General features: G+C 73.2%; 21 protein-coding genes. 14 read left to right on the top strand and 7 right to left on the bottom strand.

What is annotated here, in order from left to right; genetic code table 11:
- Nucleotides 1–150: 150 nt before the first annotated feature.
- The gene (gene panB / locus ACFZB9_RS01965) at nucleotides 151–1,086 is read right to left on the bottom strand and encodes a 3-methyl-2-oxobutanoate hydroxymethyltransferase (protein ID WP_391442925.1); all 936 of its coding nucleotides are present in this window, start codon (nucleotides 1,084–1,086) and stop codon (nucleotides 151–153) included.
- Nucleotides 1,087–1,386: 300 nt separating this feature from the next.
- Here panB and ACFZB9_RS01960 point away from each other — a divergent pair, with 300 nt between their 5' ends.
- The 3 genes from ACFZB9_RS01960 (at nucleotide 1,387) to ACFZB9_RS01950 (ending at nucleotide 5,009) form a co-directional block, all read left to right on the top strand.
- A complete protein-coding gene (locus ACFZB9_RS01960) occupies nucleotides 1,387–3,006 on the top strand; it encodes an MFS transporter (protein ID WP_391442923.1) in 1,620 nt (539 codons plus the stop codon).
- Nucleotides 3,007–3,029: 23 nt separating this feature from the next.
- Entirely contained in the window at nucleotides 3,030–3,692 is a 663-nt protein-coding gene (locus ACFZB9_RS01955; protein WP_391442922.1) for a TetR/AcrR family transcriptional regulator, read from the top strand.
- A 135-nt stretch (nucleotides 3,693–3,827) separates the two neighbouring features.
- Entirely contained in the window at nucleotides 3,828–5,009 is a 1,182-nt protein-coding gene (locus ACFZB9_RS01950) for an endonuclease/exonuclease/phosphatase family protein (protein ID WP_391442920.1), read from the top strand.
- 51 nt (nucleotides 5,010–5,060) lie between these two features.
- Here the strand turns inward: ACFZB9_RS01950 and ACFZB9_RS01945 are convergent, their stop codons facing one another.
- Nucleotides 5,061–6,788, bottom strand: coding sequence for an NAD+ synthase (locus tag ACFZB9_RS01945; RefSeq protein ID WP_391442918.1), 1,728 nt, complete (start codon nucleotides 6,786–6,788; stop codon nucleotides 5,061–5,063).
- Nucleotides 6,789–7,009: 221 nt separating this feature from the next.
- Here ACFZB9_RS01945 and ACFZB9_RS01940 point away from each other — a divergent pair, with 221 nt between their 5' ends.
- From ACFZB9_RS01940 to ACFZB9_RS01925, 4 genes are all read left to right on the top strand, one after another.
- A complete protein-coding gene (locus tag ACFZB9_RS01940; RefSeq protein WP_391442916.1) occupies nucleotides 7,010–8,371 on the top strand; it encodes a glutamine synthetase family protein in 1,362 nt (453 codons plus the stop codon).
- A gap of 204 nt (nucleotides 8,372–8,575) precedes the next feature.
- Entirely contained in the window at nucleotides 8,576–9,820 is a 1,245-nt protein-coding gene (gene wecB, locus ACFZB9_RS01935; protein WP_391442914.1) for a non-hydrolyzing UDP-N-acetylglucosamine 2-epimerase, read from the top strand.
- Entirely contained in the window at nucleotides 9,802–9,963 is a 162-nt protein-coding gene (locus ACFZB9_RS01930) for an LPXTG cell wall anchor domain-containing protein (protein ID WP_391442912.1), read from the top strand. Before wecB ends, ACFZB9_RS01930 begins: the two co-directional genes overlap by 19 nt.
- Nucleotides 9,964–10,218: 255 nt before the next feature.
- Entirely contained in the window at nucleotides 10,219–11,601 is a 1,383-nt protein-coding gene (locus ACFZB9_RS01925) for a glycosyltransferase family 2 protein (protein WP_391442911.1), read from the top strand.
- 28 nt (nucleotides 11,602–11,629) lie between these two features.
- Here ACFZB9_RS01925 and ACFZB9_RS01920 read toward each other — a convergent pair whose 3' ends face one another.
- Nucleotides 11,630–12,451: a beta-glucanase gene (locus ACFZB9_RS01920; RefSeq protein ID WP_391442910.1), complete on the bottom strand. Its 822-nt coding sequence runs from the start codon at nucleotides 12,449–12,451 to the stop codon at nucleotides 11,630–11,632.
- Between the two features lie 204 nt (nucleotides 12,452–12,655).
- Here ACFZB9_RS01920 and ACFZB9_RS01915 point away from each other — a divergent pair, with 204 nt between their 5' ends.
- Entirely contained in the window at nucleotides 12,656–15,682 is a 3,027-nt protein-coding gene (locus ACFZB9_RS01915) for a bifunctional [glutamine synthetase] adenylyltransferase/[glutamine synthetase]-adenylyl-L-tyrosine phosphorylase (protein WP_391442908.1), read from the top strand.
- A 70-nt stretch (nucleotides 15,683–15,752) separates the two neighbouring features.
- On the opposite strand, the gene ACFZB9_RS01910 is transcribed toward ACFZB9_RS01915, so the two are convergent.
- Nucleotides 15,753–16,712 carry a phosphatase PAP2 family protein gene (locus ACFZB9_RS01910; protein WP_391442906.1) on the bottom strand — a complete coding sequence of 320 codons (960 nt, stop codon included), beginning with the start codon at nucleotides 16,710–16,712 and terminating at the stop codon, nucleotides 15,753–15,755.
- Nucleotides 16,713–17,047: 335 nt separating this feature from the next.
- On the opposite strand from ACFZB9_RS01910, the gene ACFZB9_RS01905 reads away from it, so the two are divergent.
- The gene (locus ACFZB9_RS01905; RefSeq protein WP_391442904.1) at nucleotides 17,048–17,386 is read left to right on the top strand and encodes a P-II family nitrogen regulator; all 339 of its coding nucleotides are present in this window, start codon (nucleotides 17,048–17,050) and stop codon (nucleotides 17,384–17,386) included.
- A 17-nt stretch (nucleotides 17,387–17,403) separates the two neighbouring features.
- On the opposite strand, the gene ACFZB9_RS01900 is transcribed toward ACFZB9_RS01905, so the two are convergent.
- A complete protein-coding gene (locus ACFZB9_RS01900) occupies nucleotides 17,404–18,147 on the bottom strand; it encodes an SDR family oxidoreductase (protein ID WP_391442902.1) in 744 nt (247 codons plus the stop codon).
- Nucleotides 18,148–18,333: 186 nt separating this feature from the next.
- Here ACFZB9_RS01900 and ACFZB9_RS01895 point away from each other — a divergent pair, with 186 nt between their 5' ends.
- From ACFZB9_RS01895 to ACFZB9_RS01875, 5 genes are all read left to right on the top strand, one after another.
- Nucleotides 18,334–19,611 carry an ROK family protein gene (locus ACFZB9_RS01895; protein WP_391442901.1) on the top strand — a complete coding sequence of 426 codons (1,278 nt, stop codon included), beginning with the start codon at nucleotides 18,334–18,336 and terminating at the stop codon, nucleotides 19,609–19,611.
- Nucleotides 19,608–20,750 carry an enolase C-terminal domain-like protein gene (locus ACFZB9_RS01890; protein WP_391442900.1) on the top strand — a complete coding sequence of 381 codons (1,143 nt, stop codon included), beginning with the start codon at nucleotides 19,608–19,610 and terminating at the stop codon, nucleotides 20,748–20,750. The genes ACFZB9_RS01895 and ACFZB9_RS01890 overlap by 4 nt, the downstream gene beginning before the upstream one ends.
- Nucleotides 20,751–21,097: 347 nt before the next feature.
- Complete coding sequence (locus ACFZB9_RS01885) at nucleotides 21,098–22,189, top strand: alpha/beta hydrolase (protein ID WP_391442898.1); 1,092 nt, start codon at nucleotides 21,098–21,100, stop codon at nucleotides 22,187–22,189.
- Nucleotides 22,190–22,419: 230 nt separating this feature from the next.
- The gene (locus tag ACFZB9_RS01880; protein WP_391442897.1) at nucleotides 22,420–23,139 is read left to right on the top strand and encodes a hemerythrin domain-containing protein; all 720 of its coding nucleotides are present in this window, start codon (nucleotides 22,420–22,422) and stop codon (nucleotides 23,137–23,139) included.
- Nucleotides 23,140–23,406: 267 nt separating this feature from the next.
- Nucleotides 23,407–24,039, top strand: coding sequence for a hypothetical protein (locus ACFZB9_RS01875; RefSeq protein ID WP_391442895.1), 633 nt, complete (start codon nucleotides 23,407–23,409; stop codon nucleotides 24,037–24,039).
- 109 nt (nucleotides 24,040–24,148) lie between these two features.
- Here ACFZB9_RS01875 and ACFZB9_RS01870 read toward each other — a convergent pair whose 3' ends face one another.
- Complete coding sequence (locus ACFZB9_RS01870) at nucleotides 24,149–24,706, bottom strand: DUF1697 domain-containing protein (protein WP_391442894.1); 558 nt, start codon at nucleotides 24,704–24,706, stop codon at nucleotides 24,149–24,151.
- Nucleotides 24,707–24,776: 70 nt separating this feature from the next.
- Complete coding sequence (locus ACFZB9_RS01865; RefSeq protein WP_391442892.1) at nucleotides 24,777–25,160, bottom strand: ArsC/Spx/MgsR family protein; 384 nt, start codon at nucleotides 25,158–25,160, stop codon at nucleotides 24,777–24,779.
- Between the last annotated feature and the right edge of the window lie 56 nt (nucleotides 25,161–25,216).

Genomic DNA, 25,216 nt, shown 5'->3' with positions numbered 1-25,216 from the left:
CGGGGGGGGGGGGGGGGGGTTGTTGTCCTGGCCACACGCGGGCCCCCCCCCCCCCCCCCCCCCGGGGGGGGGCGCCCCCCCCCGGGCCCCCCCCCGGGGGGGGGCCCCCCCCGCCCCCGACCGGGGACGGCGACTACGGGAAGGAGGCGCCTACTTGAAGGTGTGCTCCGGCGCCGGGAAGCTGCCGTCGAGCACGTCGGCGGCGTACGCGCGGGCCGCCTCGCCCAGCACACCGCGCAGGTCGGCGTACTGCTTGACGAACTTCGGCACCCGCCCCGCCGTCATGCCGGCCATGTCGGTCCACACCAGCACCTGGGCGTCGCAGCCGGACCCGGCGCCGATGCCGACGGTCGGTACCGCCAGCGATTCGGTGACGTGGGCAGCCAGTTCGGCCGGTACCGCCTCCAGCACCACCGCGAAGGCGCCCGCCTCCTGGACGGCCTTGGCGTCGCGCTGCAGCTTGTGGGCCGCCTCCTCGCCCCGGCCCTGCACGGGATAGCCGCCGAGCGCGTGCACCGACTGCGGGGTCAGGCCGATGTGGGCCATCACCGGCACGCCGGCGTCCACCAGCAGCTCGATGGTGTGGGCGCTGCGCTCGCCGCCTTCGAGCTTGACCGCACCGACCCCGGCCTCCTTCATCAGCCGCGCGGCGTTGCGCAGGCCCTGGGCGGGGGACTCCTGGTAGGAGCCGAACGGCATGTCGCCGACGATCAGCGCGCGCTCGGTGCCGCGCACCACGGCGGCGCTGAGCATCACCATCTCGTCCATGGTGACCGGGACGGTGGTCTGGTAGCCGAGGTGGCAGTTGCCGGCGGAGTCGCCGACCAGCAGCACCGGGATGCCGGCCTCGTCGAAGACGCCGGCCGTCAGGGCGTCGTAGGCGGTGAGCATCGCCCATCGCTCCCCGCGCTGCTTGGCGGCGGCCAGGTCCCGCACGGTGACCCGGCGGTGGGTGACCCCACCGTAGAGGGAGTGCCCCCCGGACGCGGAGGCCTTGTCGCCGCCGGGCGACTGGGCGGCCTGGCCCTGGGCGGTCTGGCCCTGGCCGTTCTGCGTCTGGGCAGGCGAAAGCTGAGAAGCGTTCATCGAACAGGCTCCTGAAGGGTTGTGGTCTCGTGGCGCCGTACGGCGTCCCCGGATCTCCTCCATGCTTGCACGGCCCGGGCGCGGCGCAAAGAGCCGGGGGCGCCCCGGGACGGCGCGGCAGTTCCTCGCGAAACGAACCTTTGCGAAACGAGTACGTCTCGTATCGGAAAAAGGAGTACAGTCGGGCCGGGGGGATTACGAGACGGTTCCGTCTCGATGAGTCTCCGCTCACCGCTCGGCGGCTCCGGCCAGTACCTCGCCTGCACGCCGCACACCTCCGTACGGAAACGGGACAGACGTATGACCACCGCAGTAGCCGGTACCGCGCCACGCGTGCCGGAAGCCATCCACCGCCGTCGGTGGGCGATCCTCGGCACGCTGATCCTGGCGCTGCTCGTCGTCGTCCTCGACAACTCGATCCTCAACGTCGCGATGAAGACCATCGCGACCCCGGCTCCGGTGGGCCTGGGCGCCTCCCAGAGCGACCTCGAGTGGGCGATCAACTCCTACACCCTGGTCTTCGCCGGGCTGCTCTTCACCTCCGGCCTGCTCGGCGACCGGTTCGGGCGCAAGAAGGCCCTGCTGGCCGGCATGCTGGTCTTCGGCGTCGGCTCGCTGCTCTCGGCGCTGGCCACCAGCCCGGGCGAGCTGATCAGCTTCCGTGCGGTGATGGGCCTGGGCGGCGCCTTCGTGATGCCCGCCACGCTGGCGATCATCATGAACGTCTTCGAGCGGCACGAGCAGCCCAAGGCCATCGGCATCTGGGCCGGTGCGGTGGGTCTGGCGATCGCGATCGGCCCGATCACCGGCGGTCTGCTGATCGAGCACTTCTGGTGGGGCTCGGTCTTCCTGATCAACGTCCCGATCGTCGCGGTGGCGCTGGTCGCGATGTTCCTGCTGGTCCCCGACTCCCGTGACCCCAACCCCGGCCGGCTCGACCCGGTGGGCGTGCTGCTGTCGATCATCGGCCTGGTGGCGCTGATCTACGGCATCATCAAGGGCGGCGAGCTGGCCGACTTCACCGCCGCCGGCGCCTGGGTGCCGGTGCTGGTCGGGGTGGTCGCGCTGGTCGCCTTCGTGGTCTACGAGCGGCGGGTCAGCCACCCGGCGCTGGACGTCACCTGGTTCCGCAACAAGGCCTTCTCCACCTCGGTGACGGTGATCGGCCTGGTCTTCTTCGCGCTGATGGGCGTCTCCTTCTTCGGCGTCTTCTACACCCAGAGCGTGCGCGGCTACAGCGCACTGGCCTCCGGCGCGCTGATGCTGCCGCTGGCGTGCGCCCAGCTGATCTTCGCGCCTCGCGCGCGGCTGGTGGTCGACAGGCTCGGCGTGCGCGCCACCTGCGCCGGTGGCATGGGCCTGATCGTGATCGCCTTCCTCGGCTACCTGCTGCTCGGCCAGTCCACCCCGATCTGGGTGCTGGAGGTGATCGGCTTCATCATGGGCGCCGGCATGGCGCACGTCATGCCGCCGGTGACCGTGGCGATCATGGGCTCGCTGCCCCGGGAGAAGGCCGGCGCCGGCTCGGCGATCAACAACACCTTCCGCCAGGTGGGCGGCTCGCTCGGCGTCGCGGTGCTCGGCGCGGTGCTCTCCACCAGCTACCGCGACGGCATCGCGGACAAGCTGACCGTGCTGCCGCCTGCCTTGCGCGACAAGGCGGGCGAGTCGGTGGAGGCCACCCTGGGCGTGGCCGGGAGCCTGGGGGCCCGGGGCAGCGTGCTGGTCCAGCCCGCCTATGACTCCTTCATCCACGCGATGCACGTGGTGGCGGGCCTGTCCGCCGGGGTCACCCTGATCGGCGCGCTGCTGGCCTGGTTCTTCCTGCCCGGCAAGGCCGCGGCCCCGGGTCCCGGCGCCGCCCCCGCCGATGCGCCGACGCTGCGTGCCGTGCCGACCGCCGAATCGACCAAGGCCTAAGACTCACGATGGACAATGGGCCCATGGACACGGACCGTCACGCCACCCTCACCGCCCCCGCCGCGCCGCCGCCCTGCGTGCCGCCGCGGCGGGGGCGGCCCCGCTCCGAGGCCGCCGAGCAGGCGATCCTCGGTGCGGTGGAGCGGCTGATGACCGAGGGCGGCAGCCTGGCGGACCTCACCATCGAGGGCATCGCCCAGGCCGCGGGGGTGGGCAAGGCGACCATCTACCGCCGCTGGGCCAACAAGGAGGCGCTGCTGGTCGACGTGCTGGTCCGGCTGGAGGAGCCGGAGCCGGCGCTGCCCGGCACCAGCGCCCGGGACGACCTGGTGGTGCTCCTGGACTTCATGCGCCGGCGCGGTCTGGCCAAGCGCTCACGCTGGATGCTGCGGGTGGTGATCGAACAGATGCACTCGATGCCCGCGCTCAAGGAGACCTACTACGACCAGGTCGTGCAGCCGCGCCGGGAGAACATCCGCCGGGTGGTGGAGCGCGGCGTGGCGGCCGGCGAGTTCCGCGCCGACCTGGACGGCGAGCTGCTCGGCGAGATGCTGATCGCCCCGATGCTGCTGCGTGCCGTGGTCTGGGACGACTCGCCGCTGGACGACCCCGAGCTGCCTGCCACTATCGTGGACTCCCTGCTGGAGGGGCTCTGTGGCCCGGCTCACCGGGCCGGCGCGGCCTGACCTGCCCGATCGGCGGAACCCTGGATGTGCTGCGGTGCGTCTGTCACGGCATAGGCTGAGCCGAAGATCCCATATTTCGGGATACGTCCGTAGACAGCCTGGACACGCACCCGACGACCAGCAGGGGGTCACCGCATGACGCAGGCCGGCGAGGCATGGGCTGGCGCCGACGGCGCCGCGCCGACCGCCGACTCCGCACCCACCGCCGAGACCGCACCAAGCGCCGAGACCGCTGAGGTGACCGAGGCCGCACCGGCCGTCGAGGCCGCTGAGGCGACCGAGGCCATCCCGACCGCCGAGGCCGGCGGGTCGGGCTCGACCGGTACCGGTACCGGCACCGAGCGGCGGCGGCCCTGGATACTCCAGTGGGGCCGCGACCGCCGCGGCAGCTCCACCTGGCGCCGGGGCTGGGTGATCGCGGCGCTGGCCGTGCTGGTCGGGGTGCTGCTCGGCTACCACCGGGAACTGCCCAACTCGGCCGGCAACCTCGGCAGTCTGCTGGAGACCTTCCTGCCCTGGCTGGGCCTGGCCGTGCCGCTCCTGCTGGTGGCCGCGCTGCTGCGCCGCTCGGCCACCGCGCTGATCGCGCTGCTGCTGCCGACCGTGCTGTGGACGATCCTCTTCGGCGGTCAGCTCAGCGACAAGGGGACCGGCAAGGGCGACTTCACCGTGCTCACCCACAACGTCGACGCCGGCAACCGCGACCCGGAGAGCACCGTGCGGCTGGTCAACAGCTCGGGCGCGGAGATCGTCGCCCTGGAGGAGCTGACCGGCGCGGCGCTGCCCACCTACACCAGCGGGCTCGCGGCCAACTACCCGTACCACACCGTCGAGGGCACGGTCGGCCTCTGGTCGAAGTACCCGATCAGCGGCACCCGGGTGGTGGACATCAAGATCGGCTGGACCCGCGCCTTCCGCACGCTGGTCGCCACGCCGCAGGGCCCGCTCGCCGTCTACGTCGCGCACCTGCCCTCGGTGCGGGTCAAGTTCGACGACGGCTTCACGGCCGGGCAGCGCGACGTCAGCGCGCAGGCGCTGGGCGACGCGATCCAGGACGAGCCGCAGGGCAAGGTGCTGCTGCTCGGTGACCTGAACGGCACCATGAACGACCGCAGCCTCGCCCCGGTCACCTCGCAGCTGCGCTCGGCCCAGGGCTCGGCCGGCTCCGGCTTCGGCTTCAGCTGGCCCACGCAGTTCCCGATGGCCCGGATCGACCAGATCATGAGCCGCGGGATGAAGCCCACCGACTCCTGGGTGCTGCCGGCCGACGGCAGCGACCACCGGGCGATCGCCGCCGACTACCGCTACAGCCGCTGAGGCCGCGACCGCCAGGAGGGCGGGTCGGCCGCGCCGGCCGACCCGCCGTCGTCACCCGCGGCGCCAGCCGTTGGTGATCGGCAGCCGGCGGTCCCGCCCGAAGCCCTTGGGCGAGATCTTCGGACCCGGCGGGTACTGCCGCCGCTTGTACTCGGCGGTGTCCACCAGCCGCACCACCCGGTCCACCACGGCCGCCTCGAAGCCGAGCGCCACGATCGCGTCGCGGCCCTGGTCGCCCTCGACATAGGCGTCCAGGATCGAGTCCAGCAGGTCGTAGTCGGGCAGCGAGTCGCTGTCCACCTGGTCGGGGCGCAGCTCGGCGCTCGGCGGCTTGAGGATCGTGTTCTCCGGGATCGGCGGCACCTCGCCGCGCTCCGCCGCCGCCTCGTTGCGCCACTTGCACAGCTGGAAGATCAGCGTCTTGTAGACGTCCTTGATCGGGCCGAAGGCGCCCACCGAGTCGCCGTAGAGGGTGGAGTAGCCGACCGCCAGCTCGCTCTTGTTGCCCGGGGCCAGCACGATGTGGCCCTCCTGGTTGGAGATCGCCATCAGCAGCGTGCCGCGCAGCCGGGACTGCAGGTTCTCCTCGGCCAGCCCGGTGAGCCCGAGCGAGGCCATGTAGGCGTCGAACATCGGCGCGATCGAGACGGTCCGGAAGTGCAGCCCCGTGCGCCGGGCCAGCTCGGCCGCGTCGTCCCTGGAGTGCTGCGAGGAGTACTGGCTCGGCATCGAGACGCAGTGCACGTTCTCGGCCCCGATCGCGTCCACCGCGATCGCCGCCACCAGCGCCGAGTCGATTCCGCCGGACAGGCCGATCAGCACCGACTTGAAGCCGTTCTTGCGCACGTACGCCCGGGTCCCGGTGACCAGCGCGGCGTAGATCTCCGCCTCGTCGGTGAGCCCCGGCACGATCTCGCCCTGCGGCTGGGCCGGCCGCGGCCGCGGCTCGCCGCCCAGGTCGGTGCGGACCAGCCGCAGCCCGTCGCCGAACCGCTCGCCGTCCGCCGCCGTGACACCCGCCGCGGGCAGCTCCAGGTCGACCACCAGCAGGCTCTCCTCGAACTGCGGTGCCCGGGCCAGCACCTGCCCGGCCGCGTCCACCACCAGCGAGTCGCCGTCGAAGACCAGCTCGTCCTGGCCGCCGACCATGTTCAGGTAGGCCAGCGTGCAGCCCGCCTCGGCGGCCCGGCGCCGCACCAGCTCCAGCCGCACGTCGTCCTTGTTGCGCTCGTACGGCGAGCCGTTGAGCACCAGCAGCAGCCCGGCCCCCGCCTGCCCCGCGGCGGCCACCCGGCCGCCCTCCTGCCAGATGTCCTCGCAGATCGCCAGCGCCACGTCGACGCCGTCCAGCCGCACCACCGGGAGCTGGTCGCCCGGCTCGAAGTACCGGTACTCGTCGAAGACGCCGTAGTTCGGCAGGAAGTGCTTGGCGAACCTGGTCACCACCTTGCCGCCGTGCAGCACCGCCGCGCAGTTCTGCGGCGACCCGGTCGCCTGCGCCCGCCCCAGGTACCCCAGCACCACCGGCACCTCGCCCAGCCCCTCGGCGGCCAGTCGTTCGGCCAGCTCCACCAGGGCGGATCGGGAGGCCTCGACGAAGGAGGCCCGCAGCGCCAGGTCCTCGACCGGATACCCGGTCAGCGCCATCTCGGGAAAGGCGACCAACCGTGCCCCGCGCTCGGCCGCGCGCTTGCTCCAGCGCACCACCTCGTCGCTGTTGTGCGCGATGTCGCCGACGGAGGGGTCGAACTGGGCCAGAGCGAGGCGGAGATTCGGCATGGGCCCAGTGTAATCGTCGTTCTGACGCTATGGGGGGTGGGGGCCGTCACCAGTTCGAGTCGTTCGGAACCCGTTCCCGAGCTGTTCCCGGCACCCGGTGCTCCGGCGGCGCCGGAATCCGGAATGATGGGCAGTAGTCGTTCGCATGTCCCACCGAGGGGTGCTCGTGGGTGGGGTGTTTGCGTAACACGAACGTAAAGAGCAGAGGTGAGACTGTCCCCATGGGCAAGCAGCAGGAGTTCGTGCTTCGTACGCTCGAAGAGCGTGACATCCGGTTCGTCCGGCTGTGGTTCACCGATGTGCTCGGCTTCCTCAAGTCGGTGGCGGTGGCCCCGGCCGAGCTGGAGCAGGCCTTCGACGAGGGGATCGGCTTCGACGGGTCGGCGATCGAGGGCTTCGCCCGGGTCTACGAGTCGGACATGATCGCCAAGCCGGACCCGACCACCTTCCAGATACTGCCCTGGCGCTCGGAGGTCCCCGGTACCGCCCGGATGTTCTGCGACATCCTGATGCCCGACGGCTCGCCCTCCTACGCCGACCCGCGGTTCGTGCTCAAGCGCACCCTGGAGCGGGCCTCCGCCCAGGGCTTCACCTTCTACACCCACCCCGAGATCGAGTTCTTCCTGCTCAAGAACCTCCCCGGGGACGGCACCGCGCCCGTGCCCGCCGACCACTCGGGCTACTTCGACCACACCCCGCGCGGGGTCGGCCACGACTTCCGCCGGCAGGCCATCACGATGCTGGAGTCGATGGGCATCTCGGTCGAGTTCTCGCACCACGAGGGCGCCCCCGGCCAGCAGGAGATCGACCTGCGGTACGCCGACGCGCTCTCCACCGCCGACAACATCATGACCTTCCGCCTGGTGATGAAGGAGGTGGCGCTGGAGCAGGGCGTGCACGCCAGCTTCATGCCCAAGCCCTTCTCCCAGCACCCGGGCTCGGGCATGCACACCCACCTCTCGCTCTTCGAGGGCGACCGCAACGCCTTCCACGAGTCCGGCGCCGAGTTCCAGCTCTCCAAGGTGGGCCGCTCCTTCATCGCGGGCCTGCTGCGGCACGCCGCCGAGACCGCCGCCGTGACCAACCAGTGGGTCAACTCCTACAAGCGGATCTGGGGCGGCTCCCAGCGCACCGCGGGCGCCGGCGGCGAGGCCCCCTCGTACATCTGCTGGGGCCACAACAACCGCTCGGCGCTGATCCGGGTCCCGATGTACAAGCCCGGCAAGCAGGGCTCCACCCGCGTCGAGGTCCGCTCCCTGGACACCGGCTGCAACCCCTACCTCGCCTACGCCGTCACCCTGGCCGCCGGCCTCAAGGGCATCGAGGAGGGCTACGAACTCCCGCCCGGCGCCGACGACGACGTCTGGGCCCTCTCCGACGCCGAACGCCGCGCCATGGGCATCCAGCCCATGCCCCAGAACCTCGGCGAGGCGATCGACCTGATGCAGCGCAGCGAACTCGTCGCCGAGACCCTGGGCGAGCACGTCTTCGACTTCTTCCTGCGCAACAAGCGCCAGGAGTGGGAGGAGTACCGCTCCGAGGTCACCCCGTTCGAGCTGCGGAAGAACCTCCAGGTGCTCTGAGGGCTCGGCAGTACCCGGGTTCCGTACGGGCCCGCCCCACCGACTGCGTCGGGCGTCGGGGCGGGCCCGTAGGTGCGCCGGTGGGGTGAAGGGGCGGGCCATCAGGGTGGATCTCGACGTTTGATGGGCGAGGCGGGCTGATTTTCGGTTAATCCTCCTGGTCGGTGCGCATGGCACCAGCTGAGCCCAGGAGGTCGGTCGGTGGTGTCCAGTCCGCACTCGGACGCGGTCGCGGTCGTGCTCGGGACCCGGCCCGAGATCCTCAAGCTGGCCGGGGTGATCCGCGCTCTCGGTGACCGGGCCCGGGTGGTGTACACCGGGCAGCACTACGACGAGGCGATGGCCGGCGGGGTCTTCCGGGCGATGCGACTGGCGCCGCCCGACGTCCGCCTCACCGACATCGGCGGCGCGGTGCGCGGGCGTCAGATCGGGGACATGATCTCGGCGCTGTCGGATCTCTTCGCCGCCGAGCCGCCGGCGGCCGTGGTGGTGCAGGGCGATACCAACACCACCTCGGCGGGGGCGCAGGCGGCGCATTACCACGGGGTTCCGGTGGTCCACGTGGAGGCCGGGCTGCGCTCGCGTGACCGGGCGATGCCCGAGGAGATCAACCGTCAGGTGGTCGGCGTGCTGGCCGACGCCCACTGTGTGCCGACCGCGGCGGCGGCCGCCAACCTGCGGGCTGAGGGGGTGCCGGAGAGCCGCATCCACCTCACCGGCAACACCATCGTCGAGGCGGTCGCCGAATCGCTGCCGGGTCCGGCCGAGTGCGCCGAGCTGCTGCGGCGGTACGGGGTGCGGGCGGAGCGGTTCGTGCTGGCGACCGTCCACCGGCCGGAGAACACCGACGACCCGGCCCGGCTGGAGCGGATCCTGGCCGAACTCGGCGGGCTCGGCCTGCCGGTGCTGCTCCCGCTGCACCCGCGCACCCGGGCGTGCGTCGCCCGGCACGGCCTGGCCGAGCGGCTCGCCGGGCTGCTGGCGATCGATCCCATCGACCACCCGTCCTTCCTGGGCCTGGCGAGCCGCGCCCGCCTGCTGGTCTCCGACTCCGGCGGCGTGCAGGAGGAGTGCACGGTGCTGAAGAAGCCGCTGATCGTGGTGCGCAACAGTACGGAGCGCCCGGAGGCGGTCGAGGCCGGCTTCGCCACCCTGCTCCGCCCGGGTCCGGCGATCGGTGAGCTGGCGCGGCGGCTGATCGCCGACGCCTCGCTGACCGCCAGGCTGGCCGCACTGCCGTCCCCGTACGGCGACGGGCGGGCCGGTGAGCGGATCACCGCGCTGACCCTGGCGCTGGCCGACGCGCGTGGCCGGGCCGTGCCGGCCGGCCAGGTGTGCGGCGAGCCCGGGCTGCCGGTGCCCCCAGACGCGGTGGCCTCGGTGGCCGCCTGCGAACCCCGTACGACCCATCGACTCCCTGGAGGACGTCCGTGTACAAGCCCTGTGTAGGTGGCGCCGCCGCAGCCGCCGGTACCTGCGAACTGGCTGCCACCGGTAGCCACACCCTGCTGCTGACCGTGCTGGCCGCGGTCATGGTGCTGGGCGGTGCCCTGCTGACGCGGGCCGCGCGCCGGCGCGGCGGGAATGCCTGAGGCAGGTCACCCGGTCGGCGAGAGCGCCTGTGGGGCCGGAGCGCGTGACCGCGCGCTCCGGCCCCCGCGGCTGCCGCTGACGGGGCCTCTGCCGACCAGGTCGTTGACGACCCCCGTGCCGCCGCCGATCCCCGTGTCGCCGTCGCCGATGCCTGTGTCGCCGCCGCGGGGGCGGTACGGGCCGCCGCCCGCGGGCACCCCGACCGGCCCCGGGACGATCACCGGTGGCACCCCGGCTCCGAGAGGCGGTACCCGGTGAACCACTCCGCCGGTACCGTGCTCAGCTTCGCCATGGCGGTCTCGCTGCTGCTGGGCGCGGTCTTCGTGGCCTATGTGGCCGTCCTGGTGACGCCGCTGCTGCGCAGCAGGCCGGGGCTGCCGGGCGACGCGGGTCTGCTGGACTGGCACGTGCTGGTGCCCTGCCGGGACGAGGAGGCCGTCATCGGCCAGACCCTGGCCCGGCTGCGCGGGCTGCACCCGGCCTTGCACGTGTGGGTGATCGACGACGCCTCGGTCGACGGGACGGCGCAGGTGATCAGCACGGCCGCGGCCGCCGACCCGTACGTGCACCTGGTGCAGCGCGTGCTGCCGCAGGCGAGGACCGGCAAGGGGGCGGCGCTGAACACCGCCTACCGCGCGCTGTGCGCGTGGCTGCCCGAGGACGCCGCGCCCGAGCGGGTCGTCGTCGGGGTGTTCGACGCGGACGGCACCCCGGGGCCGGGCTGCCTGGAGATCATCTCCGCCGACCACCTCTTCGGCGACCCCGAGGTCGCGGCGGTGCAGATCGAGGTGCGGATGGCCAACCGGGACGAGCGCCGGCCGCTGCCCCACCCCTATCTGGTGCGCAACCTGCTGGCGCGCACCCTGGTCCGGATGCAGGACCTGGAGTTCCGCACCGCGATCCCGGCCGTGCAGCTCAGCCGCCGGATGACCCGCACGGTGGCGATGGGCGGCAACGGGCAGTTCACCCGCCTCTCCGCGCTGAAGGGGATCGCCCTCCAGGGGAACCGGGGGGACGAGGGCGGCCCCTGGGGCGGCTCGCTGCTGGAGGACTACGAGCTCGGCCTGCAGCTGACCCTGGCCGGTTGGCGCACCGCGTTCACCCGGGACACCTGGGTGGACCAGGAGGGCCTGTGGAACGTGCGGCAGCTGCTGGCCCAGCGGGCCCGCTGGAGCCAGGGCGCCATGCAGTGCATGCGCTACCTGCCGCAGATCTGGGACTCCCGGAAGCTGACCACGATGGGCGTCCTGGAGATCACCTACTGCCTCCTGCAGCCTTGGCTGCAACTGTTCGGCAGCGTGGTCTTCCCGGCGCTGGCGGTGCTGCTGGCGGTGCGCTTCGTCCGGCACCCGGAGGCGCTCGGCGTGTTCCTGTCGAGCGGTGGCGGCTACGGTCTGCTGCTGGCCTATCTGGTGCTGAGCGTGGTCCAGTTCACCATCTGGGGCCCGCTCTACTGGTTCAAGTGCGAGCGGGCGGCGGGCCTGTGGCGCTGCCTGGGCTGGGGCGTGGCCTACTCCTGCTACATCTGGCTCTACTGCCTGTGCACCTGGCGGGCGGCAGGACGGTTCGCCAAGGGCCGCAACGGCTGGGTCAAGACCCGGCGCAACGCCGAGCTGCGCTCCGCTCCCCAGGCCTGACGGCAGGTCAGGACCGGCTGGAGGGCGGTCAGGAGTCGGGCAGGCCGGCCGGGGCCGGGCGGTAGATGGTCAGCGAGTCGACGCTGAAGGAGATCGGCGTCGAGGTGGTGGGGGCCGGGTGGTAGACGCCGTTGTTGACGGAGAGGCTGAGCACCGGGTAGGCCGCGAAGTCCGTGCCGACCCCGCTGTGGTCGCAGTAGGCGACGGCGAGGCGGTCGAGGCTGGGGCCGACGTACCAGGTGGTGTTGTCGGCGCCCAGCCGGGCGCCGATGTAGAGCCAGCCGTCGGCGGACACCGTGGCGTTGGTGTAGCGGCCGGTGCCGCTGTGGACCTGGTTGACGAACTCCAGCGTGCTCGGGTGGTCGGCCTGCCACTCGAAGACGTCGACCTCGTTCTGCCCGTCCCGCCAGCTCCACAGCGCGGGCCAGGCGCCCGAATCGGCGGCGGGCAGCTGGACATGGGCCATGATCAGGTCGCCGGTGCGCATCTCGGTGCCGTCGCCGCCGGTGTCGCAGGAGTCGCCGGTGGTCAGCAGGCCGGTGTCCCAGTTGCCGTCGGGACGCGGGGAGGCGGTGATGGTCAGGTGGCCGCCGCCGGCGCTGAGCGCGGACTCGCTGAGATGGTCGAGCTTGAAGTCGTGCTGGTTGTCCACGCAGTCCTGGTAGGCGCCGGTCTGCCAGCCCCAGGTGTGGCCCGGGCCCACGTCCAGGGTGTGGAAGTCGTCCTGGAAGGCGATGGTGGCGGCCGCGAACGCTGCTGCGGTACCGACGGCGGGAGGGGCGGCGGTGGCGGTCGAGACGGTCAGGGCGATGGCCGATATCAGGCCGAGCGGCAGGCTGATCAGGCGCATGGACACTCCTCGGGAGCGGCGGCGGGCCCGGACGGTCCGCGCTGTCCACCCTCCACCGTCGTCGGTGTGGCGCGCAGCGCGCCTTGGGCCGTCCGGGTGGAGCGGACCGGGCCTGCGGCGGTTGTGCGTCGGGGGGCCGCGGCGGGGAATGACTGGGAGAAGCACCTAGGCTAAATGCTGATCATATGAGCGACGAGGAGTGCGATGACCTCCGGTGGGAGCCGCGTCAGCAGGCCCGAGAACCGACTGGTCCGCCGGGGGTTCACCGACCCCGAGGCGGCCGTGCGCAGGCTGTCCGCCCCGGCTCTGCACGGGCTGGCCGATGATCCGATCCTGCTCGACGGGCTCGGTGCCACCGCCGACCCCGACCTCGCCCTGCTCGGTCTGGCCCGGCTGCTCGAATCGCTCGGCGAGAGCCAGCGGCACACCCTGCGCGACACCCTGACCACCTCCAAGCCGCTGCGCGACCGGCTGCTCGGCGTGCTCGGCGCCTCGGCCGCGCTCGGCGACCACCTGGCCACCCACCCGCGGGACTGGCACGCCCTGGTCACCTTCGAACAGCGCGACATGCACCCCGGCACCAACGACTTCCGGCGCGAGCTGGAGCAGCGGGTGCGGGCCGCCGAGGGGGAGCCGGCCGATGCGCTGCGCGCCGCCTACCGCCGCTGCCTGCTGACCATCGCCGCGCGCGACCTGACCGCCACCACCGACCTGGTGCAGACCGCCGCCGAGCTCGCCGACCTGGCCGGCGCCACGCTGCGCACCGCGTTGATGATCGCCGTCGAGCAGGAGCCGGCCGCCGCCGACGCCTGCCGGCTGGCCGTGATCGGCATGGGCAAGTGCGGTGGCCGGGAGCTCAACTACGTCTCCGACGTGGACGTCATCTTCGTCGCCGAGGCCCGCGAGGGGGTCGACGAGCACCTCGCGCTGAGCGCCGCCAACCGCTTGGCCGCCGCCATGATGCGGCTCTGCTCGGACACCACCCGGGAGGGCACCATCTGGCCGGTGGACGCCAATCTGCGTCCCGAGGGCCGCAACGGACCGCTGGTGCGCACCCTGGCCAGCCACCTCGCCTACTACCAGCGGTGGGCCAAGACCTGGGAGTTCCAGGCGCTGCTGAAGGCCCGCCCGGTGGCCGGTGACGCCGAGCTGGGCGAGGCGTACGTGGCGGCGCTGGCACCGCTGGTCTGGCAGGCGGCCGAGCGGGAGAACTTCGTCGCGGACGTGCAGCAGATGCGCCGCCGGGTGGTGGAGGCGATCCCGGCCACCGAGCTGGACCGCCAGCTCAAGCTCGGCCCCGGCGGGCTGCGCGACGTGGAGTTCTCGGTCCAGCTGCTCCAGCTGGTGCACGGCCGCACCGACCCCGGGCTGCACAGCGGCAACACCCTGGAGGCGCTGGCCGCGCTGTCGGCGGGCGGTTACGTCGGGCGGGCGGACGCCGCCTCGCTGGATGCCGCCTACCGGTTCCTGCGCGAGCTGGAGCACCGGATCCAGCTGCACCGGCTGCGGCGCACCCACCTGATGCCCAAGGACCCGGCCGACCTGCGCCGGCTGGCCCGCTCGATGGCCACGATGATCAACGGCGACACCCGCGCCGACCCGGTGGCGGCACTGGAGCGCGAGTGGAAGCGGCACGCCCTGGAGGTGCGCCGGCTGCACGAGAAGCTCTTCTACCGCCCGCTGCTGGCGGCCGTGGCCGACCTGTCGGCCGGTGAGGCGCTCACCCCGGGCACCCCGGCGATGAGCCAGGAGTCGGCCGAGGAGCGGCTCAAGGCGCTGGGCTTCGCCGACCCGCCGGCCGCCCGGCGCCACCTGACGGCGCTGGCCAGCGGGGTGAGCCGGAAGGCCGCCATCCAGCGCACCCTGCTGCCGGTGCTGCTGGCCTGGTTCGCCGACTCCGCCGACCCGGACGCCGGGCTGCTGGGCTTCCGCCAGGTCTCCGACGCGCTCGGCCGCACCCCCTGGTACCTGCGCCTGCTGCGGGACGAGAGCGCGGCGGCCCAGCAGCTGGCCCGGATCCTGTCGGCCGGGCGGCTGGCCCCCGACCTGCTGCTGCGCGCGCCCGAGGCAGTGGCCATGCTGGGCGATCCGCAGGGGCTGGTGCCGCGTGGGCGGGCCGCGCTGGAGCAGGAGGCGCGGGCGGCGGTCGGCCGGGCGCCGAGCGCGGCGGCGGGGGTGGCGGCGGCCCGTTCGGTGCGCCGCCGGGAGCTGTTCCGCACCTCGGCGGCCGACCTGCTCGGGCGCTTCGGCGACGATCCGGGCGAGGCCCTGGACGCCGCCGCCAATGCGCTCACCGACCTCAACGCGGCCACCCTCGCCGGGGCGCTGGCCGCCTGTACGGCGGGGTGGGAGCAGGCGCACGGCGAGGCGTTCCCGGCCCGGCTCGCGGTGATCGCGATGGGCCGGTTCGGCGGCCGGGAGCTGGGCTACGGCTCGGACGCCGACGTGCTCTTCGTGCACGAGGCGCTGCCCGACACCCGGCACGACGCCACCGCCGCCGCCCGCGCGGTCTGCAACGAGCTGCGCACCCTGCTGGCCGCGCCCTCCACCGAGCCGCCGCTGCTGGTCGACGCCGACCTGCGCCCCGAGGGCCGGCAGGGGCCGCTGACCCGCACGCTGGGCTCCTACGCGGCGTACTACGCGCGCTGGTCGCACGTCTGGGAGAGCCAGGCGCTGCTGCGGGCCGAGCCGGTGGCCGGGGACGCGGAGCTGGGGGAGCGGTTCCGGGAGCTGATCGACCCGCTGCGCTATCCGCTGGGCGGGGTGCCGGAGCGGGATCTGCTGGAGATCCGGCGGATCAAGGCGCGGATCGAGAGCGAGCGGCTGCCGCGCGGGGCCGACCCGACCACCCACACCAAGATCGGCCGCGGTGGACTCGCGGACGTCGAGTGGACGGTGCAGCTCCTGCAGCTCCAGCACGGCCACGAGCTGCCCGGGCTGCGCACCACCAGGACGCGCGCGGCGCTGCTCGCGGCCGCCCGGGCGGGCCTGCTGGCGGGGGAGGACGCCGAGGTGCTGGACACCGCCTGGGTGCTGGCCTCGCGGGTGCGCGGCGCGGTGATGCTGGTCCGCGGGCGCCCCGGGGACAGCTTTCCGAACGAGCCGCGCGAACTCGCGCAGGTGGCCCGCTACCTGGGGTACGGGGCCGGTCACAGCGGGGAGTTGATGGACGACTACCGGCGGGCCACCCGGCGGGCCAGGACCGTGGTGGAGCGCCTCTTCTACGGCTGAGCGCCCGCCACGGGTGGTCCGTGACGGGCGCTCGACGTGTGTCCCGAGGTGTGTGGCGTGACCGGCTGGGCTAGCCGTGTCCCGCACCGACCGGGGTGGGCCGCTGTTCGGGCACCGCCGGTTTGCTCTGCCAGGAGGCAGGGATCTGCGGGAACTGGTAGGCCCAGCGGTGGTACACCAGCCGGGTGCCGACGAACCCTATGGCCAGGCAGAGCAGGCCGCCGACCGCGTCCATCCAGTAGTGGTTGGCGGTGGAGATGATCACCGTCAGGGTGCACAGCGGATAGATCACGCCCAGTGCCCGCACCCACTTGCGCTCGGCCAGGAAGAAGATGGTCAGCCCGCACCACTCCGACCAGCCGATGTGCATCGAGGGCATCGCGGCGAACTGGTTGGTGGCGCTGGCCGCCGCCCCCGAGGCCAGCGAGCCCCAGGTGTGGTGGACGGTGACGGTGTCGATGAAGCCGAAACCGGCCAGCCGCGGCGGGGCCAGCGGGAAGAAGTAGAAGCCGACCAGCGCGATGCCGGTGGTGATGAAGAGCACCGTGCGGGCGGCCGCGTAGCGGCCCGGATGGCAGCGGTAGAGCCAGACCAGCACGGCGATGGTGATCACGAAGTGCAAGGTGGCGTAGTAGTAGTTCATCCCGACGATCAGCCAGCTGACCGAGTTGACGCCGTGGTTGATCGAGCGCTCGACGGCGATGCCGAGGAACTGCTCGGTGTGCCAGACCCAGTCGGCGTGCTGCTGCGCGACGGCTGCCTGGGTCGGGAAGGCGTTGCGCACGAGCGAGTACAGCCAGTAGCTGACGCCGATCAGCGCGAGCTCGAACCAGAGCCGGGGCCGGGTGGGGATGCGCCGCTGCGCGACGATCCGACTGCGCAGCGTCTTTGCGGTGGGGAGGGCGGTACTGCCACCGGCTCCGTCCGTCGCCTCGTCGGCCGTTCGGCCGGTGGCTCGGACGGAACCGCCGCTACGGAGCTGAGCGGCTTCGTCGCCGCCCTGCGTCTGCTTGTCGGTCGGTTCCCCCATGGACGAGAAGTCTGCCAGACGTTCCGTGGTCGTCCGATCATCCTCTGGTCGTGGATTCTTCACCGGCTGTCCTCCCACAGTGCGAGGCGGCTGCCCCCGACCGGGGTGGGGGAGGCGGCACGGTACGCGCGATCGAGGCGCATCGGAGGGACACACATGAGTTCCATTGTTACGCGTTCGCAATACCAGGTGCGAGGCGGGGTCGCAGGGCTGTCGTCTTCCAGGTGTGGCACAGCCCGCCGAACTGCTGCGCCGCGGCCCGCTGTCAGGTGAAAGCGCTGGTCACAGGCCAGGTTGACGTACCGGCGGCAGCTCGATCGCTACCATCACGCGATATGAAGCTGATCACCGCCGTCCTCAAGCCCTACAAGCTGGACGACGTCAAGACCGCGCTGCACGACCTCGGGGTGCGGGGCCTGACCGTCACCGAGGTCAGCGGCTACGGCCGGCAGCACGGGCACACCGAGGTGTACCGGGGCGCGGAGTACCGGGTCGACCTGGTTCCCAAGGTGCGGCTCGAGGTGGTGGTGGCCGACGACGACGCCGAGCCGGTCGTCGAGGCGCTGGTGGCGGCCGCCCGGACCGGGAAGATCGGCGACGGCAAGGTCTGGATGGTCCCGGTGGACACCCTGGTGCGGGTGCGCACCGGCGAACGCGGGCCGGACGCGCTCTGAGCCGGGGCCCCGGGCGCTCAGCCGCGCCCGATGTAGGGCATGGCCGTGGCCAGCACGGTGGCGAACTGGATGTTGGCCTCCAGCGGCAGCTCGGCCATCTGCCGCACGGTGCGGGCCACGTCCGCCACGTCCATGGTGGGCTCGGGTGCGATCCGGCCGTCGGCCTGGCGGACCCCGTGGCCCATGGCGGCGGTCATGTCGGTGGCGGCGTTGCCGATGTCGATCTGCCCGCAGGCGATCCGGTACGGCCGTCCGTCCAGTGAGAGCGACTTGGTCAGCCCGGTGACCGCGTGCTTGCTGGCGGTGTAGGCGATGCTGTGCGGGCGCGGCACGTGGGCGGAGATCGAGCCGTTGTTGATGATCCGCCCGCCTTGCGGCCGCTGCCCCTTCAGCTGCCGGAAGGCGGCCTGGGCGCAGAGGAAGGTCCCGGTCAGGTTGAGGTCGATCACCGCGCGCCAGTCCTCGACCGAGAGGTCCTCGACGGGGACGGCCGCACCGAAGCTGCCGGCGTTGTTGAAGAGCAGGTCGAGCCGCCCGAAGCGCTCGGCCACCTCGGCGAAGAGCGCGGTCACCGCGGCCGGGTCGGTGACGTCGGTCGGGATCACGGCGGCCGGCACCCCGGCCAGTTCGGCGGTCTCGTGCAGTGGTTCGGCCCGCCGTCCGGCGAGCGCCAGCCGCCAGCCGGCCGCGGCGAGTTCGCGTGCGACGGCCCGGCCCACGCCGGTGCCGGCCCCGGTGACGACGGCGATCTGCTGTGGCATGCGGAACTCCCTGGGCTGGTGGTGAGCCGATGATCGCCGACCGGGTGCGGCGCTGTCATTGGTAGGAGCGCACCGAAGAGCGTGCCGCGGGTGGCGGGGGTCTTGTCAGGAGCGCCGGGGGTCACTAAGTTTCGGAAAATAACTAAGAGTGAGGGACGATAGGGTGCCGGGGAGGAGGCGATCACCGTGACGATCCGCAGGGGGACCACCCGCAGCGAGCAGCCCCAGGGCCTGATCACCCCAGGACAGCGCGCCGAGTACATGCGGCAGGGCAACGCCTCCGCCGTACTGCGCGCCGTCCTCGCCTACGGCCCGGTCTCCCGGGCCGAGATCGCCCGGCACACCGGGCTGTCCGCGCCCAGCGTCACCAAGCTCACCAGCACCCTGATCGAGGCCGGGCTGCTCGGCGAACTCGCCCCGGTGGAGCCCACCCAGGGCCGCCCCCGGGTGCCGCTGCGGGTCGACCCCGAGCGCACTGTGGCGCTCGGCGTGCACATCGGCCTGCTGCGCACCACCTTCGGCCTGGTCGGCCTGGACGGCCGGGTGCTGGTCGAGCGCGAGCTCGCGCACGCCGGCCAGGGCGAGCCGACCCCGCGCCGGATCGCCGAGCGGGCCGCCGAGGGCGTGCGGGCCTTCCTGGACGAGCGGCTGGACGGGCGCCGGCTGGTCGGCACCGGGGTCAGCATCGGCGGCTGGGTGGACGGCGCGCGCGGCCAGGTGGTCGAGCACGGGCCGCTCGGCTGGCGGGAGGTGGCGCTGCTCGACGAGCTGACCGGCAAGCTGCCCGGGCCGCTGGTGCTGGAGCAGACGGTGCGCGCCATCGCCCGCGCCGAGCTGTGGTTCGGCGCCGGCCGCGAGGTGGACGACTTCGCGCTGGTCTTCATCGGCAATGTGCTCGGCGCGGCGATCGTGGTGGACCGCACCGTGCACCGCGGCCCCGGTGCCGCGGCCGGTGGCATCGAGCACCTGCTCGCCACCGACGAGCCGGGCGTGCGCTGCCCGCGGTGCGGCACCGGCTGCCTGAGCGCGGCCGCCGGCGACCTCACGCTCGTCGCCGAGGCGCGCTCGGCCGGCCTGCTCGGCCCCGCCGTGCACGGCGGGACCGGCGGCTCGCTCGATCTGGAACGCCTGGTGGCCGCCGCCCGCCCGGCCGGCTCCGGCAGCGGGGACGTGCGCGCGCAGGAGCTGCTGCGCCGCCGGGCCCGGCGGGCCGGACGGGCCATCGCCACCCTGGTCGACCTGCTCAACCCGAGCCGGGTGGTGCTGGCCGGCGGGATCCTGGTGGCCGAGGAGTACCTGGACGACCTGCGGGCCGAGGTGGCCGAGCGCAGCCACCGCGGTGCCGAGGTGGCCGCCGACATCGTGCCCGCCGTCTTCGGCGCCAGGACCCTGGTGCGGTCCTCCGCGGTGCCGGTGCTGGAGCGGGTCATCACCGAACCGTTCACCTCCCTGGGGCTGCTGTGACCACGAGCGTCGCACCGGGTACCACCCTCACCCAGTACGCCGAGCTGTACCGCTGCGCGGTCACCGGGCGGACCGACTGGCTGCTGCTGCGGCTCACCGACCAGGACGGGGCGACCGGCTGGGGCGAGTGCTCCGACGCCGGGCCGCGGGCCGCGGTGCTGCGCGTGCTGGCCGGCCGCGCGGGCGGTGGCGGTGGCGGTGCCGACACGGTCGGCGAGTTCACCCGCCGCACGGTGCTCGGCGCGCTCCGCCAGGCGCTGGCCGACCAGGCCGCCCGCCGCGCCGGCCAGCCGCTGTGGCGCTGGCTGGCGGGCGCCGGGGCCGCGGAGCCGTCCGCCACCGCGCCGTCCGCGGGGGTGCCGCTGGTCGCGGACCTCAACCGCGCCCCCGGCGGCCGTGCCCCGCGCGAGCTGGCCGACACGGCCGCTGCCGCGGTACGGGCGGGCTTCACCGCCGTCGAGCTCGCGCCCTTCGATGCTCCCGGCGGCGACCGGCTGGCCGACCTCGGGCTGGCCCGGGTGCGGGCGGTGCGGTCCGCGGTCGGGCCCGGGGTGGCGGTCCTGGTGGACTGCCGCGAGCGCCTCTCGCTGGCCGAACTCACCCCGCTGCTCGACCCGTTCGCCGAGCTGGGGGTCGGCTGGCTGGCGGACGGCGTGGGGATCGGGCGCCCCGCGGAGCTGGCCGAGCTGCGCCGCCGCACCGGCCTCGCACTGGCCGGCGGCCGGACCGCCGCCTCGGTGGGAGAACTGGCCGCGGTGGACGGCCTGTTGGACGTGCTCCGCCCGGACGTCAAGCACGCCGGCGGCCCGGCCGCCGTGCTCGCGCTGGCCGCGGCAGCGGGCCGGGCCCGGGTGTCGCTGCACAACCCGGCGGGGCCGGTGGCCGCCCTGCACAGCGCCCACCTGGCCGCACTGCTGCGCGCCGAGTCGCTCGGGTTCGCGTTCGGCGAGGTGGACTGGCGCGCCGAACTGCTCGGTGGCGCCGAGCGGATCGGCGAGGGCCGCCTGGTCCTGCCGTCGGGGCCGGGTCTGGGTGCGGAGCCCGACCTGCGCCACCGGGCGGTGCTGCCGCTGTGGCGTGGCACCGTGGCGGTGGCCGAGTCCTGCTGTCCGCCGGTTCCGTCCAGGTCGGCTCCGTAACGGCGGGTTCCGTGGCGGCCGGCTCCGGCGATGCGGGTTCCGTCGAGCGGGTGACGCCGCGTCCCACCGCCCACTCCCCGGTGGGTCGAAGGCGCTCCCCTCGGCCGACACTGCCGCGGTGCCCCCGGCACCGTCCGGGCGTCCGCCATCCAGCCGATCGACCCCCGCCGATCGGCGGATCTTTGCCAAATCGGCCTCGGTTGTCGGGTGCTGGCCCGCCCGGTCGCAACCATGGGCGACGCGGTGCACGTCGTAGGATCGACAACACCGCGTGCCGATCTCCGCCCAGGTCGCCGCCGCCCGGGGCCACTCGTCCGGGTGTCACCCACCACCCGGAAAGTCCGACCTTGCAGCCGCCGCTCGCCCGTCCACGTGTCGTTCTGTCCTCTGCCGTCGCCCTGGTCCTGGCGGGCGCGCTTGCCGCGTGCGGGCCCGGTGGCGGCAAGCCGACGGCCAAGGCCGCGCCGGTCGCCGCCGACGTGACGCCCTCGCCCGGTGCCTCCGGCGGCGCTTCGGGAGCAGCCGCGGGTGCCGCTTCGCCGGGCGGCTCGCCGTCCGCTCCGGCCTCGCCGAGCGGCTCGCCGGCCGGGGACTCGGCCAAGGTGCAGATGCCCACCGGCCCGGTGACCCAGCTGAGCAAGGCACGGGACACCGCGGCCGGGCCGATCATGATGACCACGCTGGCCGGCAAGAAGTCCGGGGTGACCGGCAAGGTGTGGGTCTGGCTCCCGCCGGAGTACAACGACCCCAAGTACGCGAACTACGGGTTCCCGGTACTCACCCTCTACGCGGGCGGCCAGAGCAACGGCTACAACACCTGGACCGACGACCAGCTGCCGATCCAGGTGGAGGACGAGCAACTGGTCAAGCAGGGCAAGGCGCACCCGTTCATCATGGTGATGCCGGTGCAGAACCTGGTCTCCGACGAGAAGCAGACCCTGGACTGCAGCGACATCCCCGGTCAGCCGAAGATGGGCACCTGGATGTCCCAGGACGTCCCCGACTTCGTGCGCGCCAACTTCCGCACCCTCAAGAGCCGTGACGGCTGGGGCCTGATGGGCGCCTCCACCGGCGCGTTCTGCAGCGCCAAGATGGCGCTGCAGCACCCGGACCTCTACAAGGCCGCGGTGCCGATCGACGGCTACTTCAACCCGGACTCCTCGTTCTGGAAGGGCCACGAGGCCGAGCGGCTGGCCAACAGCCCCGACGTGCTGGTCGGCCAGAGCAAGGCGGACGTGCGGATGCTGGCCACGGCCGGTGGCGCCACGCCGGACGAGGTCAAGCTGGTCAAAGCCTGGGCGGCGAAGGCCGCCCCGCCCACCAGGATCGACTACTACGAGCAGCCCGGTGGCAAGCACCTCACCTCGCACTTCAAGAAGATGATCCCCGACACCCTGCAGTGGCTCACCCAGAACCTCCAGGGGCCGACCGCGGCCTGATCCCCGCCGCGGCGGGCGACGAGACGGGCGGTGCCGACGAGCTGTCGGCGCCGCCCCGCTTTTTCTGCCACAACCCCTCTGACCTGCGCAGCAACCCGGTGTTGATTCGCCTCTGATCGACTGTGAGCACGCTGGAACCGCAACGTCGCGCCTCCCGCTCACATCTGCTCCGGGGAAGCGGCGCCGTCTGGTCCCGGAACCCTCGCCATGACAGTCCTGAAAAGAGTGCCATGCAGCCGCATCTGCTTGTCGTCCCCGCCGCGCGCGGCTCCCATGAGGTGGTGCCGGCCGTGCGCCCGGTCCGTTTCGCCGGTCTGCGCCTGGTCCATGCGGCCCTGCGCCGCGATCTCGCCCGGCTGCCCACCGCGCTGCGGCTGCTGCAGCCCGATGACGAGGTGGGGGCGGCGGCCCTGCAGCGGCACTGGGACTTCCTGACCGCGATGCTCACCTGCCACCACGAGCAGGAGGACGTCCGGCTCTGGCCGATGCTGCGCCGCTTCGCCCCCGAGCTGCGGCTGCTGGTCAACTGGCTGGAGGACGACCACCACAACCTGGACCACTCCTTCACCCGCACCACCACCCTGATGCGGGTGGCCACCCGGGATCCGGCCAGCGCCTGGCCGGTGGCCTACGCAGTGGAGGAGCTGGCCGCGCGGCTGGAGACCCACCTGCGGATCGAGGAGGAGCAGGTGCTGCCGGAGATGGCCAAGCTGCTCCCGACGCACTCCCGGGTCGGCACCCTGGGCGAGCTGCTCGACCTGCTGCGGATGGCCGACGGCCCGGGTACGCCGGACGCCCTGGCCTGGCTGCTGGAGGGGGTCGCGCCGGAGCAGATCGAGGCGCTGCTGGCCGAGTGCGACGACCTGACGGCCCGCCAGTGGCCGCACTGGCAGGCGGTCTACGCGCGATGCGTGGCGGAGCTGTGGGGGACCTCGCCGGTGGGGGAGTGAGGCCGGCGCTGGCGGTGACGTTCGGGGCGGGCGGTGGTCTTCGGTGCGGGCGGTGACGTTCGGGGTAGGTAGCGGCCTTCGCCGCGGATGGTGACTTTTGGTGCGGGTCGTCCCGCCGGGGCGGTGTTGTCCAGGCGCTGATCTGGCCGGTGCGGCGCAGTAGTTGGGCCACTTTCGGACTATCCGCGATGGCGGCCCGTCACTGTGGGTGCCCAAGGTGGGGGAAGGCCGTTCAGGCCCCGACTCCTTGGAAGGAAGCCCATCTCCATGTACAGCAAGTGGACCACGGTCCTGCTCAGCACGGCGCTGGCCGGCGCCATCGCCACCACCACCGGCATCGCGGTCAGCAGCGCGAGCCCGCTGGCCGCCGACCGCCGCCATCCGATGATCAATCCGGCGGTGGCGCCCGACGCGGCCGGGACCATGGCCGCGATGGGCGCGCTCGGCAGCGTGCTCCAGACGGTGAACGAGCTGGTCACCGTGAGCACCCCGGGCTCCGGCACGGCGACCGAGGAGCCCGCGCTGCAGGGCAAGTTGGGGCAGCTGGGGATGGCCGCGGAGCGGCTCAAGTCGGTGCTGCCGGTGGCGGCCGGCGCCCCGGCGCGGCCCTCGGGATCGGTTGCTCCGTCGGGGGCCGCCGTTCCGTCCGGCGCTGCTGAGCCGTCCGTGCCCTCGGTGCCGGCCGGGGTGTTCCCGGGCGGGCCGATCCAGCGCGTGGCCGCGTCGCTCCCGGCGGCCGCCGCCGAGGACCAGCTCGCCGCCCTGCAGAAGGACGCCGCCGCGCTGGTCGCCCTCGCCAAGCAGGGCGACCAGGGCGCCGTCCGTGCCGCGCTGGCGCCGCTGTCCGCCGACACGCTCGCCCTGAGCTCCGCCACCGTCGCGCGCCTGGCCGCCGGCTGAGCCGCCGGCCGGCACCCGTGGGCCCGCCGCCCGAGTGGCGGGCTCACGGACTGCTGTCCCGGCCAACTGTGCTCCGGGGAAGCCGCGTTGGAGCGAGACGCCGCTTCGGTCAGTCCTTCCGCGCCGCAGCGAGGATCTTGACGGCGGTGTGGAAGAAGCGGCTGGTGCCGTGGCCCTGATAGCCCTTGCCGAAGACCGTCGCCGGGTTGGACGCCGAGCGTCCGGGCAGGTGCTGGGCGACCACGAAGGCCTCGCCGGGAGTCGCCCCGATCACCTCCAGGTCACCCTTGGGGGAGCGCAGCGGCAGGGTGAGGCCGGCGGGCAGCGGTTCGGAGAGGAAGACCACGCAGAGCCGGACCTCCGGGGTGATCTCCACCTCCTGGAACGGGTCCAGGGCCAGCGTGTCCGCCAGCTCGTCCACCGTGCGCAGCATGACGGGTACCTGGTACCCGAGGGACTCGCTCAGGTGCGCCTCGATCCGGCCGGTCAGCGCGGCGCGGTCCACCGCGGCGTCCGCCGTGAAGAAGACGTTGCCGCTCTGGATGTACGTCCGTACGCCGGTCAGGCCGAGGTCGCCGAAGAGCGCGCGCAGTCGCTCCATCCTGACGGTGCGACCGCCCACGTTGACGGCGCGGAGGAAGGCGATGAAGGTCATCTGGTCTGCCACCCGGCCAGTGTGGCGCATCCGGCCGCCCGTGGCGCCCGCACCGCGCCTCGGGACCGGCCGGCACCGCGCCTTACGGCTGCTCGGGCCGCTCGGGCTGCTTGGGCAGCACCGACTGGAGTGCCTCCGGGGTGCGCGCGATCACGGCGTGTCCGTCGTCGGCGGTGATGATCGGGCGCTGCAGCAGGACCGGGTGCTCCGCGAGCGCCGCCAGCCACCGCTGCCGGTCCGCGGCCGCGCGCTCCCACTGGCGCATGCCCAGTTCCTTGGCCACCGCCTCGTCCAGCCGCGTGATGTCCCACGGCTCCAGGCCCAGCCGCCCGAGCACCGCCGTCAGCTCGGCCACCGAGGGCGGGTCCTCCAGGTAGCGCCGTACGGTGTACTTCAGTTGAGCCGCTTCCAGCGCGGTCAGCGCGCTGCGGCACTTGCCGCAGCGGGGGTTGATCCAGATCTCCATGCCCCCAGCGTATGTGGCCACGGGAACTCGGCCGACCCGCCGCCCGGTTGATACCG

The organism is Kitasatospora sp. NPDC008050 (genome assembly GCF_042957465.1).
Taxonomy (GTDB): Bacteria; Actinomycetota; Actinomycetes; order Streptomycetales; family Streptomycetaceae; genus Kitasatospora.
The sequence above is the reverse complement of the archived record's forward strand: the minus strand, read 5'-3'. Positions and strand labels throughout refer to the sequence as shown.

Coding starts and splice junctions, on each gene's coding strand:
- ACFZB9_RS01955 (WP_391442922.1), top strand. CDS start 3,030: ATGGACACGGACCGTCACGCCACCCTCACCGCCCCCGCCGCGCCGCCG.
- ACFZB9_RS01900 (WP_391442902.1), bottom strand. CDS start 18,147: ATGCCACAGCAGATCGCCGTCGTCACCGGGGCCGGCACCGGCGTGGGC.
- ACFZB9_RS01950 (WP_391442920.1), top strand. CDS start 3,828: ATGACGCAGGCCGGCGAGGCATGGGCTGGCGCCGACGGCGCCGCGCCG.
- ACFZB9_RS01920 (WP_391442910.1), bottom strand. CDS start 12,451: ATGCGCCTGATCAGCCTGCCGCTCGGCCTGATATCGGCCATCGCCCTG.
- ACFZB9_RS01940 (WP_391442916.1), top strand. CDS start 7,010: ATGGGCAAGCAGCAGGAGTTCGTGCTTCGTACGCTCGAAGAGCGTGAC.
- ACFZB9_RS01945 (WP_391442918.1), bottom strand. CDS start 6,788: ATGCCGAATCTCCGCCTCGCTCTGGCCCAGTTCGACCCCTCCGTCGGC.
- ACFZB9_RS01960 (WP_391442923.1), top strand. CDS start 1,387: ATGACCACCGCAGTAGCCGGTACCGCGCCACGCGTGCCGGAAGCCATC.
- panB (WP_391442925.1), bottom strand. CDS start 1,086: ATGAACGCTTCTCAGCTTTCGCCTGCCCAGACGCAGAACGGCCAGGGC.
- ACFZB9_RS01915 (WP_391442908.1), top strand. CDS start 12,656: ATGACCTCCGGTGGGAGCCGCGTCAGCAGGCCCGAGAACCGACTGGTC.
- ACFZB9_RS01905 (WP_391442904.1), top strand. CDS start 17,048: ATGAAGCTGATCACCGCCGTCCTCAAGCCCTACAAGCTGGACGACGTC.
- ACFZB9_RS01865 (WP_391442892.1), bottom strand. CDS start 25,160: ATGGAGATCTGGATCAACCCCCGCTGCGGCAAGTGCCGCAGCGCGCTG.
- ACFZB9_RS01910 (WP_391442906.1), bottom strand. CDS start 16,712: ATGGGGGAACCGACCGACAAGCAGACGCAGGGCGGCGACGAAGCCGCT.
- ACFZB9_RS01880 (WP_391442897.1), top strand. CDS start 22,420: ATGCAGCCGCATCTGCTTGTCGTCCCCGCCGCGCGCGGCTCCCATGAG.
- ACFZB9_RS01875 (WP_391442895.1), top strand. CDS start 23,407: ATGTACAGCAAGTGGACCACGGTCCTGCTCAGCACGGCGCTGGCCGGC.